7 protein-coding genes are annotated in these 14,213 nt (G+C 65.0%); all 7 read right to left on the minus strand.

All coding sequences use genetic code 11. The features are described from left to right. Positions 1 to 30 precede the first annotated feature (30 nt). Entirely contained in the window at positions 31 to 3,480 is a 3,450-nt protein-coding gene (addA, locus tag ENHY17A_RS09130) for a double-strand break repair helicase AddA (protein ID WP_159712071.1), read from the minus strand. Continuing rightward, positions 3,467 to 6,433: a double-strand break repair protein AddB gene (gene addB / locus ENHY17A_RS09135; RefSeq protein ID WP_159712073.1), complete on the minus strand. Its 2,967-nt coding sequence runs from the start codon at positions 6,431 to 6,433 to the stop codon at positions 3,467 to 3,469. The genes addA and addB overlap by 14 nt, the downstream gene beginning before the upstream one ends. Further along, positions 6,426 to 7,175 (minus strand): nucleotidyltransferase family protein, encoded by a 750-nt coding sequence (locus tag ENHY17A_RS09140; protein ID WP_159712075.1) that lies wholly within the window; start codon positions 7,173 to 7,175, stop codon positions 6,426 to 6,428. Before ENHY17A_RS09140 ends, addB begins: the two co-directional genes overlap by 8 nt. Next, a complete protein-coding gene (locus ENHY17A_RS09145; protein WP_201296440.1) occupies positions 7,172 to 8,140 on the minus strand; it encodes an aminoglycoside phosphotransferase family protein in 969 nt (322 codons plus the stop codon). The genes ENHY17A_RS09140 and ENHY17A_RS09145 overlap by 4 nt, the downstream gene beginning before the upstream one ends. Beyond that, complete coding sequence (tsaE, locus tag ENHY17A_RS09150) at positions 8,137 to 8,589, minus strand: tRNA (adenosine(37)-N6)-threonylcarbamoyltransferase complex ATPase subunit type 1 TsaE (protein WP_159712079.1); 453 nt, start codon at positions 8,587 to 8,589, stop codon at positions 8,137 to 8,139. The genes ENHY17A_RS09145 and tsaE overlap by 4 nt, the downstream gene beginning before the upstream one ends. Next, positions 8,586 to 10,934, minus strand: coding sequence for a sensor histidine kinase (locus ENHY17A_RS09155; RefSeq protein ID WP_159712081.1), 2,349 nt, complete (start codon positions 10,932 to 10,934; stop codon positions 8,586 to 8,588). Before ENHY17A_RS09155 ends, tsaE begins: the two co-directional genes overlap by 4 nt. A 152-nt stretch (positions 10,935 to 11,086) precedes the next feature. Then, entirely contained in the window at positions 11,087 to 14,032 is a 2,946-nt protein-coding gene (locus ENHY17A_RS09160) for a TonB-dependent receptor domain-containing protein (protein ID WP_236547835.1), read from the minus strand. Positions 14,033 to 14,213: the final 181 nt, after the last annotated feature.

The raw sequence follows: 14,213 nt of genomic DNA on the forward strand, positions 1-14,213 counted from the left end.
GAATATATCTATGGAGCGCGGTCGCCGGTCTCAACCATTATCGGGCAAGCTTTGCTCCACGGGCGCGAAGCCCGGCTTCGCGGCGGTGAGGCGGTCGGAGGGGATCACGAACAGGCTGGGGCCAGCGGTGTAGAGCAACGCGGCCTCCACCACCCGCCCCGGAAACACCACCTGCAACGCCGCGACATAGGCCGCCATCTGGCGAATATGCGCGTCGGGCACCGCGTCCTGCGAAGACGGTGCGCGGCGCATCGTCTTGAAATCGACCACGCGGACGCGAGCGTCTTCGACCAACAGGCGATCGACCGTGCCGGCCACGACCAGCCCGTCGACCACCGCGGCGATCGGCGCTTCGGCCAACGCATCGGGGCCGAACAGATCGGCGAAACGCGGGTCTTCAATCACAGCCAGCGCATCATTGGCCAGTGCGCTTCGGACAACCGCATCCTCCACCCCGCACGCGCGCTCCAGCCAGCGGACCGCGACATCGCGACGGTCGGGGGCGGACACGGCCGGTAGCCGCTCGAACAAGCGGTGGAGCAAGCGTCCGCGCTCCGCCGCCGCGCGCATCGCGGGGCCGGGGGGCGGATCGCTGACCATGTCTTCGGTTATCGCCGAGGGTGCCAGCGGCCGCGGCGGGCGAGCTTCCTGCGGCGCAGCCTGACGCAGCCAGTCGGGCAACGCGGAGGCATCGATCTGCGCCGGCCTTTCCGCCAAACGTCGCGACATAGCCGGTTGGGGTGCCGTCCCTTCGAAAGTCCGGGTGTCGGGTTCCTCGGGCTTCGTAATGCCAAGCCCGTCGAAGCCCGCCGCCGCCACGGCGTACCAGCTTCGCTCGGGAATCTTGCCGTCCTGCCTCGGAGTAAGCCATCCACTGACAACAAGCTGCTCTTCAGCCCGAGTGGTTGCCACATAAAATAGCCGCCAGTGTTCCTCTAACTCGCGTCGTTCGGCCTCGGCTACCAGCACTTCCAGCGCCTCGGATTTCTCTCCACCGCGCGGGCGAAAAATCGGGAAAGCTGGCCCCTCAAAATCCGCGGGCTTCCAAGCAAGGACAGCGCGCTCCGTATTGTCCGGATCAATAGTCGCGTCGGCCAGGATGACGAGCGGCGCCTGCAATCCCTTTGCCCCATGCGCGGTCATCACCCGCACCGCGTCGGCCCCTTGCGAAGGATCGCGCTTGATCTCCACCTCACCGCGGTCGAACCAGTCGAGGAAGCGTTGCAGCGAAGGCGTCGCCAGCTTTTCGAAATTCAGCGCGGCGCTCAGCAATTCCTCGATCGGATCGCGTGCTTCCTCGCCCAGCCGTTCGAGCAATTTGCGCCGTCCATCAAGATCGCCCGACAACATCGCCTCGAGAAAAACATAGGGCGTGTCGAAATCGGCGCGGTTGAGGATGGCGTGCAAGGGTGCGAGCCGTTCGGGCGGCTGCGTCTGGCGCAAATGCCGCCAGAGACTTCCGCGCGCGCGTGGTGCGGCCAGCATCAGTTCGTCCTGCGTCCAGCCGATCAGCGGGGAGACCAGCAGGCTCGCAAGGCTCAGGTCATCCTCTGGCTGGAGCGCAAAGCGTACCGCCGCCAGCAGATCCTGCACCGCGAGCGGCGCGTTCAATCGCAACCGATCGACCCCTGCGACCGGCACACCCTCCGCATAGAGCCGCGCGACGATCAGCGAGGCGAGTTCGCCGCGCCGTTTGACCAGCACCATGATATCGCCCGGCGCCAGTGCCCTGCCCTTCGCGCCCAGCACCGCGCCGCCATCGATCAGGCCGCGGATATGCCGCGCGATGCGTTTGGCATGCGCGCGAACGGCATCGTCGACCCAGCCCTCTTCGTCCTCCGGATCAGCCGCGATCGGCATGGTCGGCGTCCAGAGCGTCACACTGCCCGGCCCCTTCACCTCGCTCGCGTGGACCTGGGCGTCCGAATAGCTGCCCATCCCGCCCTCGGGCATCGCCGCGACGGCGGCATCCACGAATTCGAGGATCGGGCGAGTCGAACGAAAGCTGTGCGTCAGCGACAGCGTAGAAAGCCGCGGCATCTCCGCCTCGATCGGCACCGCCTCCGACATCCGCACGAACCTCTGGTGCGCGGCGTCGTAAAAGAGCGGGTCGGTGCCCTGAAAGCCGAAGATCGCCTGTTTGTAATCGCCCACCGTAAACAGCGTACGGTGGCGATCACCACGCGCGCCCTCGCCTGCGAAATACTCATCGGCCATGGCCGCCACGATCATCCACTGGTCGAGATTGGTGTCCTGCGCTTCGTCGATCAGGACATGGTCGGTGACCTGATCAAGCTTGAACCGCACCCATTCGCCGATGCCGGGCTGCGTGAGCAGTTTCACCGCTTCACGGATCAGGTCGCCGAAATCGACCGCGCCTGCGCGGCGTTTGGCCTGGCCATAGCTGTCGGCATAGGCACGCCCCGCCGCCAGCGCCTGCGCGAGCAGGTCAGCGAACCCCGCGCGGGCGCGGATCGAGGCCAGCTTGGCACAGGCGTCGCCCAGATCGCCCGCAAGTTCGGCATAGTCGGGATCGGCGGCGACCAGTTTCGGCGAATATTTGCGCGCTTCGCCTTTTGCCGTGTGAGCGATGCCGCGCACGTCGTCGATCATCACGGCACGGTCTTCCGACGAGGCGGCGAACCAGCGCGCCGCGATCTCGGCATGGGCTGCTCCCGTCGCAGTGCCCCAAATGTGGTTGGCATCGGCAATCCGCCGTAGCGACGCCGTATCGAACACATCGTCTGCGCACGCCGCCGCGAGCGCCGCCTCGACATCGCCGGATGGCAAGTCGAGCGCGCGGCGAAGGAATGGCCGGATACCGCTCGGCAGCGCGGCCATCGCGTCGGGGGCACGGGCGCAAGCCAGCAGGAAGGCTTCTGCCGCCCCCTCCCCCAATCGCAGGCTCAGCGCGCCGATCGCGTCGGCATTGGTCGTGCGTCCGATCGCCGCTTCATCGACCAGCATCGCGGCCAGCGCCTCGCGCGCCATCACCGCTTCCTCGCGCGCCTCAAGCGGGCGGAAACCGGGGACAAGCCCCGCCTCCATCGGGAAGGACGAAAGCAGCGTCTGACAAAAGCCATGGATCGTCTGGATGCGGATGCCCCCGCCCGGTGCGTCCAGCACCCTCGCGAACAGCGTCCGCGCGCGTGCCAGCATCGCGGGTTCGGGGTCTTCGCCCAGCGCGATCAGATCGGCCTTCAAATCGCGCTCGGCCATCCTTACCCAGCGCGCCAGCCGGTCGTTGATCCGGTCGGCCATTTCCGCCGCGCCCGCTTTGGTGAAGGTCACGCACAGGATCGCACCCGGATCCACCCCGCGCAGGAGCAGGCGATAGACGCGCGCCGACAGCACCTGCGTCTTGCCCGTACCCGCCGAAGCCGCGAGCCAGACGTGCGACGCGGGATCGCTGGCGGCGGCCTGATTGCCGATCAGCGTGGGGAGCGGCCTTGTCGGCTTATGGGCGTCAGTCACGGCCATACCATTCGTCGCGGCGCATCAACTGGTCGTAGTCGGACCAGGGCGCATATTCGGGCTTCAGCTTGGCGGTGAACGCTTCGCTGCCCGTCAACCAGCGACCGACCGCGTCGGCGAAATGCTCGGTCGCGGTGGGAATGAATTCGTGCGGCAGCAGCTTGTCGTATTTGCCCGCGGGATCGACCGGAGAGACGATCCTTCCGAAACCGTCCTTGTGCTTGGCAAGCGACCAATATTCGAACGCGGCCACTTTTCCGGTGACGGGCACAAACCCGCCGCGCTCGGCAATCAGTCCGAGCAGCCCGAGCTGCAGCGTGAATCCCGCCTTTGCGGCCTTTGGCGACGGCGCTTGTCCAGTCTTGTAATCGACGACGGCGAGCGTGCCGTCGGGCATCCGGTCGATCCGGTCATACTTCCCGCGCAGTTCCACGCCCGCGATCGGGATCACGCCTTCGCGCTCGACATCCAGCACGACGCGCCCCTCGCCTTCCTGTTCGACGATCCTGGTCGCGATCCAGTCGATCGCCTCGAACAGGCGCGGTGCCCATAACGCCCGCAGCATCGGGTGAGTGCGCTCATCATGCAGCATTGCCAGCGCGCGGGGACGCAGCTTGGCCGGATCGCAGCCATCTTCGCGCGCCCAATGCTCCAGTACGTCATGCACCGCCGTCCCGCGCCACGCCGGGCTGGGATCGGCGTCGACGGGATCAAGCGACATCAGGCCAAGGATGCGGCGGGCGTAGAAGGCGTAGGGATCGGCCTTCAACCGATCGACTTCGGTCACCGAAATCTTTTTGGGGCGCAACATCGCAGGCGGCACCGGCGCGGGGCGGTCGGCGGGGATATGCTCCGCCGCGCGATCGATCGCCGCCGCCCAGTTTTCGACATCGCCTGCCCGTTTCAATCCGCCCGATAGCGCGGTCAGCCGCAACAAGAAGCGCGACGCAATCGTCGGCGCGGTCGAATCGCGGCGCGCCCGCGTCAGCATCACTTCGGGTGCGCCAAGCGCGCCCGCAAAATCATGCGCCGACAGCCCGATGCGCCGCTCAAGCCCCGGCAAGCCAAGCTCGCTGCGGATGCGCGGTGCAAGCCAGGGATCGGGCGCGGCGAGCGGCGGCCACACCCCTTCGTTCAATCCGCCCAGGATCATCCGGTCGGCGGTCTGCAACCGTGCTTCGAGCAAACCATAGATGGCCAGCCGGGGATGCCCACCTTGCGGCGGGCGCACCGCGAGCTCGTCCATCAGGGTTCGCAACATCGAGGGCAGGCTGGCGGGATCGACCAACGACGGGCCATGTGCCCCCTCGGTCTCGAGCGCGTCGATCAGTTCCGCCGCCGACCGTCCTTCGGGTCGCGCCCAGACCGCATCCCCGGCCAGCGCACTCGCCGCCTCGCGCAGCATCGCGATCAGATCGGGGAGCGGTTGCGGCCCCCGCGCGACTGCCGCCTCGATCGGCGCCAGCAATTCGCGCGCATCGCGCCACCAGCCCGACGCCGCCTGTCGCAACCCCAGCGTACGCGCATCGCCCTCCGCCAGATGCCGGTCGATCGCGCGCAAGCCCGCTGCCGGACGCGGCCCGCGCAATACGCGGTCTAGTGCGCGGACCCCTTCCAACCACGCAGGGCGTCGCTCGCCCGCCATGACCAGTGGGTGTTTGAGCAACGTCAGCAACGCGAGGGGCGAAAATCGCTGCGCTGCTGCCTCGGCGATGGCCAGCAACAGCGTGCCCGGCGGCAATGCCGATAGCGGCTGCCCTGCGGAATCGTCGATCGTCAGTCCCCAGCGCGCGCAGTGGGCCGCCACCCGCCTTGCGAGCGCCCGGTCGGGCGTCACCAGCGCCGCGGTTCGCCCGGGCGTCTCCAATGCCTCGCGAAGCGCGATGGCAATCGTCTGGGCTTCGGCGGCAGGCGTCGGCGCCTCGACCACCGATACGTCCTTCAACTGACGCTCACCCGATGGCAGGTCGGTCCAATGATGGGTGAATTCGGCGGGTGCCAGTGCATTGGCGATGGCCCGCCCACGCGCAGGCGGCGCGTCATGCTCGCTGCCGTCGCGCCAGCGTTTGAACTCGCCCCGCGCCACGCCCATCCGGTCGAGCAGCAGCTTCATATGGAACTGTGCGTGCGTTTCGATCGACCGCTTGGCAAACCCTGAAACCGGGTCCGGCGCGTGTGGCCCCAGCGCCTCCCATTGATCGTCGGGCATCTCGATCGACAGACCGGGCAGCATGACCATGCCGTCGCGCAGCTCTGAAATGCTGCGCAGCAATTTGGCCACTGCAGGCGAAGAGGTTGCGATCCCTGCGGCGCAGACGAAACCCGCAGGCGGTGTCTCACGCCAACGCTGCGCGACCTTTGCCAGCAACCGCGAGCGCCGGGTGGCGAGATCGATCCGTCCCAGCCGCTTGAGTTCGCGCGGCCACGCATCCAGCACGATACCGAACAACTCTAGCGCACGCTGCCAATGTTCGGACAATTCCGGGGTCAGCTCGATCTCACGCAGTCGGTCAGGCGCGACTTCCTCGGCCAGCAACTGGTCGAGCGTGCGCGCCAGGTCGCCCGCCAGCCGCACCGCTTCGCCCGCATCGACCGGGGTGCCCGATCGCACACGCGCTTCGCTCACCAGCCGCGCCAGGATCATCCGTCGCTGAAGCGGATCGACCGCGGGCGGCACCGGGTCGACATCGTCCGCCGCATCGAGCAAAGAGCCGACGCTTTCATCCAGTTCGGGATCGCCGATCGCCACCAGCCGCGGCAGCAACAACCCACCCCCGCTCGCACGCACGAACGCATCGCTGATGCTGCGCCGCGCGCGGTTGTTGGGCAGCAGTACCAGACCGCGGGCCAGCGCCATCGGGTCGCTGCCGAAGCGTCGGATCAGGCCGTTCGCCAGCGCGTCGCCGAACGCCCGGTGGCTCGGAATGGTGTAGAGCGCAGGATGCCTGCGTTCACCCATCGGCCAGCATCGCCTCGGTCGCTTTGATCGCGGGCGGCGACCCGACGTCGAACCACAGGCCGCTATGCGCGACGCCGTATGCGCGGCCGGCGTCGATCGCGCGCTGCCAGAACAAATTGGTGGAGAACGGCCCCTCTGGCCAGTCCGCGATCACCCGCGGCGACAATATCTGAACGCCGGTGAACACGAATGGCGCGAGCCGTCCGGGCGCGCGGCGCTTGACGATCCGGCCATGCGCGTCGAGGTGGAAATCGCCCTGCCCGCCATGACAATGCGCGCGCGCGTGGGGCACCAACAGCAACAGCGCGTCCATCGCCTGATCGTCCCAATGCTGCGCCAGTTGCACGATCGCGTCGATCGGTCCGTCCACCCACAAATTGTCGCTGTTGACGCACAGGAACGGCCGGTCGCCGATCATCTCGCGTGCCTGGACCAGTCCGCCGCCCGTTTCCATCAATTGCGCGCGTTCGTCGGAGACGACGACATCGATGTCCTTCACCCGCGCCTTCAGATGCGCTTCCATCGCGTCGGCCAGATAATGGACGTTGACGATCGCACGTTTCACCCCCGCACCGCGCAGCCGGTCGAACACATGGTCGATCAGCGCCTTGCCCGCCACTTCGACCAGCGGCTTGGGCCGGGTCGCGGTCAGCGGGCGCATCCGCTTGCCCAGCCCCGCCGCCATCACCATCGCGGTTTCGGGCACCGGGACCTTCGGATTGGGGCGCAGGCGACGGATCATTTCGCGGCAATCGCCATCGGATCGCCGCGCATGTCGGCGGGAATATTGGCGTCGAACCAGGCCTTTACGCGACCGAGCGCCGGATGCGCCAGATCGCGTTCCAGATATCCCCAGACGCGCGGGCACAGGGTCGGATAGCGCGGCTTGCCGTCGCGCCGCCAAAGCCGGGTGAAGATACCGATGATCTTCGCATTCCGCTGCGCGCCCAGCACATGATAGGCGGCGGTAAACGCGTCCCCCTCTCCGGTCGCGGTGCGATAGCGATCCAGCATCGCCGTCTCGACGCCCTCGGGCACATCGCGCCGCGCGTCCTGCAACAGCGACACCAGGTCGTAAGCGGGATGCCCCGCCAGCGCGTCCTGAAAATCGAGCAGACCGATCGCACCATCGTCCAGCAGCATGATGTTTTCCGCATGATAATCACGCAGCACCATCACATCGCGCACGCTGTCCACGCCTTCGAGGACCGCGTCCCACGCCGCCTCATAACCTGCGAGATCGACGTCGAGTCCGATCGCCGGACAATACCATTCGGTCATGAGCCCGGCCTCGCGCTGGCAGGTCGCACGGTCATACGGATCGACCGCCGCGGCGGGATGCGCGCGGAGCGCCACCAGCAGGTCGATCGCCTGCGCATAGAGCGCATCCTCTCGCGCCGGTTCGGCATCGACGGTCTCGCGCATCCGCGCATCGCCAAAGTCCTCGATCAGGACCAAGCCATGCGACAAGTCTTCGGCATGGATCGTCGGCGCGCGAAAGCCCCGCTCGCCCAACCAGCGCGCGATCGAGATGTACGGACGCGGGTCTTCGTGCGGCGGCGGCGCGTCCATCAGGATCGCCACGCGCTCGCCATCGCGCACCCGAAAATAGCGGCGGAACGACGCATCGCCCGCGACCGGCTCGATCAGAGCGTCGTGCCAACCATTTTCATCGAGGAAATCGTACGCCGCATCGGGCGGAATCATGTCAAAGGCCATCGGTCCTTCCATGACGCGGGCACTTGCGCTGTCAAGCCACGCCCCCCGTCTTCGCGTAGCGCCAGCGACAGGATGAGCGCTTCGGGCCACCGGTCGACGCCGCCCAATTCGGGCCATTCGACGATCAGCAGCGAGTCCTCGCGCGCCTCGTCCAGTCCCAGTTCGGCCAGTTCCGACACATCCTCGATCCGGTAGAGATCGACGTGCAGCACTGGGAAGGCGACTTCCGGCGGTGCATAGGGCTGCACGATCGCGAACGACGGCGACGGCGCTTCTTCTTCGAGGCCCAGCGCCGCGAGCAGCCCGCGCGCAATGCTGGTCTTGCCCGCGCCCAATGGCCCCGAAAGCGCGATCAGGTCGCCGGGTCGCGCAACCGACGCCAGTGCCGCGCCGAAGTCATGCGACGCCTGTCCATCCACAAGCGTCAGCGCGCTCATCCGCGCGGCACCGTGATCGACACCATCGTCCCCTGTCCCGGTTCGGACAGCATCTCGATGCGCCCGCCATGCGCCTCGACGAAGCGTCGCGCGAGCGGCAGTCCCAACCCCAGAGGTCGTTCGTCGTCGCGCGCGATGTCGTGCCGCGCGAACCGGTCGAACGCGCGATCGACCTCGGTCTTCGACAGGCCGGGGCCGTTGTCCGACACGATGATCCGCGCCTCCGCATCGGTGCCGTCGATGTGAAGCAATACCCGGCCGCCAAACGGCGTACCGATCACCGCATGGCTGACGACATGCTCGACAGCCTGGCGCAACCGGCGCTGATCGCCCGCCACTGCACCCGCACTGCCGTCGATCTCGACCGCCAGGTCGATCCGCTTGGCCTTGATCCGTTCGGCCACCGGTTCGATCGCGGCATGGGCCAGCCGTTCCAGATCGACCGGGCGTTTGTCGGGGATCGAATCCTCGTTCTGGGTCAGATCGAGCACGTCGTCTATCAACGCCGCCAGCCGGATGACCGAATTCAGGATCGCCTCGATATAGTCGCGTCCGCTCTCGCTCAGCGTGCCCGCATAGCCGCCATGGATCATCTCGGCGAACCCCTGGATCGAGGTGAGCGGCGTGCGCAATTCATAGCTCATATTGGCGACGAATGCGGTTTTGACCTGATCTGCGGCTTCCAGCGCCTCGTTGCGGTCGCGCAGCGCGCGCTCCATCCGACGGCTGTCGGTGACGTCGAGCATCGTGAACAGCGCGTTGCCGTCGGGAAGTGGCACTGCGGCGAAATCGAAATGGCGGCCATCGCCGAACTGTACACGCCCACCGCGCTGCATCCGTTCGGCGGTCGCAAAGCGCACCAGCTCGCCGATCAGCGTCGATCGCCGCGGATCGGCCAATTGCCGCGCCGCCTTCTTTGCCAGCGTATCGACATGCGGATGCCCGGCCAGAAACTCTTCCTCGAATCCCCAAACGGTGCGGAATTTGTTGTTCCAGATCAACAAGCGCCCATCGGCCCCGAACACCCCGATCGACTCGTTCAGATTGTCGAAAGTCGCGCTCCGCGTTCGCAGCAATGTGTCACGCGCGGAGGCAAGCTGGACCTGCTCAGTCCGGTCCTCGAAAATCAGCAACAAACCACCTTCGGGAAGCGGCTGCGCGACGACGCGCAAATGAATGCCGCCGGGCAAATGCCACGCCTCTTCGATCGCGCCCTCGCCCGCCAGGAACCATTGACGGCGTTCTTCCTTCCACCCTGGAAAATCACGCACCTCCGGCACGCGCTTGGCTTCGCGCATCCGTTCCAGCACCCGGTCGAATTCGGGGCGATCCGCCAACCACTCGGTCCGCATCGCGAACATCCGCCGAAACGGCTGATTGCAAAAGGTCAGCGTGCGATCGGGACTGAACTGCGCCACGCCCGACGACAACAGGTCGAGCATCGATCGCTGCGCCTTCGCGAACCGTTTCAGCCCGCCCATCGCCTGTTCGAGTTCGTCGATATCGACCGCGAAGCCCGCCGTACCGCCACCGGGCAATGGCACGTCATGGATGCGCATCATCCGGCGCGCGCCGTCGATCGTCGCGGGCATATGGCTGACCAGCGGCTGGCTGGCTTCGCGTGCCTTTGACGGCTGGGCCAGCGGCCCGCCCACCCCTTCGCCTTCGATCAGTTCGAGTTGACGGCGCACCACATCACCCGCGCTTTCCGCCTCGACCGCGCGGACATAAGCGGAATTGACCATCGCCAGTTTCAGGTCGCGGTCCCGATACCACATCGGCAGCGGCGCGACCTCGATCAGTCCGGCGAGCGCGTCGAACGCCGAATGAAGATCGCGCAATTCGCCATCGAGGCGGATCACTTCTCCCTGCACCTCGGTCGCATCGAAGAACCAGACGAGCACCCCGCCCGGCGCATTCAACGCCGATGGCGCACGGTCACCGACCGCGAGCAAGGCACGCTTAGCCCCCTGCACCCGAACCTGACGCCGGAACGGCCGCGCCGCCCGTTGCGCGGCGGCAACATCGCTCGTCAATGCAGCGATGTCGTCGCGTTCGATGCCATCGTCGTCGCGTGAAAGATCGCTCAACGTCTCAGGTGGAAACGGCAGCCCCAGCCATCCGACCAGCGCCGATCCCGCATCGATGCGCCCATCGGCACGCACCAGCATTGCCCGCGCAGGCGACGCATCGCTTTGTACCTTCAGCCGGAGCGCGGTGTCGCGAATTTCGGCCGCATCACGCCGCGCGCGCAGGCCCTTGGCGAGCGCGACGACGGACACCGCCACAAGCAGTGCGAGCACGATCCCTGCGCCCAACGCGACACTGGTCGATACCGCGATCACCGCCGTCTCTCGTCCGTCCGTTCAGGCACCCATGCTGGTCGCAACATCGCTTCGCTCTAGGCGAAAGATCGGGATGGCGGAATGGGATGGACAAAAAAAGCGCGCGGGAAGTTCGCCTTCCCGCGCGCCGTTTTTGAATGGCCGATTGCGGCTTATTTGAAGCTGACGCGTGCGCCTGCGTAGAAATAGCGACCGATCGCACCGAAGGGATAGGCGGCAGAGCCGATATCACCCTGTTCGTTGGTGAAGTTGTTGACGCCACCATAGAAGCGGAACTGCTCGTTCACGTCGATCGCCGCCTGGAAATCATGCTCGAACCGCTCGCGGAAGAACAGGAACTCGGGGTCGGAGATATCCGGGTTCGCGCGCACCTGATCCGCCGTGAAGCGACGCGTCTTGCTGAAATAGTTGAGACCATAATTCAGCGACAACGTTCCATTCGACCAAGCCAGATCGAGCTGACCCGAATATTCGGGCGAGAGCCGTTCCAGCTTGTCGCTTTCGGCCTCCGCACCGGGCGTCGGCACGAAAGTCAGCTTGTCGAGATAATTGCCCTTCAGCGAGAAGCTGAAGTCTCCGACGTTATCGACATTGAACAGGTAATTGACCTGGACGTCGAGACCGGCGGTTTCGAACGCGGCAACGTTTTGAGGACCGACAAGATAATCGCTGACATAGCCGGTCGTCGAACTACGTGTGATGCTGTCGCAGAACACATTGTTCAGGTCGGGCTGATCAACGCAGAGATCAACGATTTCCTGAGCGGTTGCGGTGCGAACCGCATCCTCCAGCTTGATGTCGTACCAGTCCGCCGTGATGGTCAGTCCTGGAACAAAGCGCGGCTGGAGCACCGCCCCCACCGTCCAGGTCCGTGCGGTTTCCTCATTCAGGTCACGGTTGCCGCCAACACGACCTGGCAGGCTGACCGTTGCGGTCGGATCGCTTGTGGGACTGAACGTTGTCGGATTGATGCCGAGCGCCGTCAGAGCTGCAGTGCAGTTGGCCTGACGGAACTGTGTGCCTTCGGGGATGTTCACCGGGTCACACGGATCGTCAATGAACGAGAAGGTGCCGTTAGTCGGCGAGAACAGTTCCGAGATGTTGGGTGCGCGGACTGCCTGCGAATAGGTACCACGAACGCGGAAGTCCCGCACCGGCGCATAGACACCGCCAAAGGCATATGTCGTTGTGCCACCCACTGTCGAATAATCGGACAGGCGCAGCGCAGCGTTGAATTCGAGCAGTTCGGCGAAGGGCTGATTGCGGAACAGCGGCACGCGCAATTCGGCAAAGCCTTCGATTACGTCAAATTCGCCGCTTTCGGGCGCGATCTGCGCGATATCGAGCAACGCGCCCTGCTGAAGGAAGGGATCGGAGACATAGTCGCTGATCTCTTTGCGATATTCACCGCCTAGCGCAAAGGCGATCGGGCCACCCGGCAATTCGAAGAACTGACCGAAATCGCCCGAGATCGAGCCCGACACGACATGCTGCTGAACCTTCACCCGGTTGAGCAGATCGACGTTGATGAAATCAAGCGCCGCTTGGCTGCGGACGTTTTCACCCAGGATGTTGAGCGGCACGCATTCGCCGGGATTGAACGTAGTCGGCGGCGCGTCCCAGTTGTTTGGATCGATATTCGCCGTCGGATCGAGGGCAATGCGGCACACGATCTGACCTGTCGCCGGATCGCGCACTGCGTCCAGCGCCGCGAAATAACGATCCCCAAGACGATAGTTGGTGCTGAAGAACGTGCTATCTGTCACGCCATAGGTGTAGGACAGGTCATAGCGCGCATTTTCGCTGATCTCACCATCTGCACCGATCACGCCGCGCCAGGTTTCGCGAGTCGTGGTTTCGCCGCGTACGCCCAGATCGAAGTTATCGCGGGAAATGAAGGCACCGTCCGTCGTGTTCGCAGCGCCGAATCGATCCTGCAGATATGCATTGTCGGATGCCAGATAAGTGTAAAAATCGAAGCTTGGCTGAGCGACGGTGAAGCTTTCGATATTCGTGTATTTGCCCTGCGCGTAAATACGCAGAGCCGGGGAAACTTCGAAGCTGCTCAAGACATTAATATTGTGGATGCGGTTTTGGGGCTGAAGGTCACCTTGATAACCTGCCAATGGCGTGCTGCTGCCGCCCTGGGTTAAGCCTCCGGAACTCGGAAGCAACCGCCCCCGGTCGTACACGCCGCCGGAACCCGTGAAATCAGGTGCGAAATCCAAATCTAGATCGACGGCACCATCACGCGAACTATCGGCGTAACGCAGGTTGTTGAGCAGGATCCGATCGAACACGCTGGGGTTGTCGGCACCTGGCAAGTCATCCGGATTCTGGACGAAGCCGAACGTGCGAAGCGGATCGCCGGTGCGCGCGCGATTGAACGAATTGACGCGGTCGTCTTCGGTGAATTCATAGTTGATTGCGACGTTGCCGCGGTCGCCCGCGAAATTCTGACCCGCCGTGATCGACACGAACCGGTTGCCTGCGTCACCCTCTTCCGAGATGCCCGCCTGACCGCTGGCTTCGATGCCTTCGAAGTTGCGCTTCAGGATGAAATTGACAACGCCCGACACGCCATCGGCACCGTAGACGGCCGAAGCACCGCCGGTCTGAACGTCGATCCGCTCAACGAGCGCCTTCGGGATCGTATTGATGTCGACCGATGCCGAACCCGGCAAGCCCGCGACATGACGACGCCCATCGACCAGTACCAGCGTACGCGCCGTACCCAGATTGCGAAGGTTGAGCAGGTTGACGCCGGTCGCGCCGAAATCGCCGGTAGAACCGGATTGATCCGCACTGGTGCTCGATCCAAGAAGCGCCGGATTCTGAACCAGGAAATCGGTCAGGTTGGTCCGGCCCGACTGGGCCAGCGATTCAGCGCCATAGGATACGACAGGATTGGGGTTGTCGATTTCGGGACGCGGAATGCGCGAACCAGTAACGACAATCTCGCCGCCACTGGTCTGATCATCGGCTTCCTGATCGGGCAGCGCGGTTTCGGTCTGCGACGTCGAATCCTGCGCCATAGCCGCCGACGTCAGGCCAACCGATCCCAGCGCCATGGCGGACAACGCAACGCCAACACGCAAACGCGACGAGAAAAGCAACATAACAACCCTTTGCAATTAGACTTTGGTCTGAATGCTTCCAAAGCACCGCGCGCGCACACGCGCAACCAAGCCCCATCGTTTTATTCAACGCCTGTTGACTTTATGCCACACGAAACGGGCCGCGCTCGCCGGATGGCGGGCGCGGCCCGGATGACGTTAC

This window comes from Sphingomonas sp. AX6, assembly GCF_902506605.1.
In the GTDB taxonomy this organism is placed as follows: Bacteria; Pseudomonadota; Alphaproteobacteria; order Sphingomonadales; family Sphingomonadaceae; genus Sphingomonas.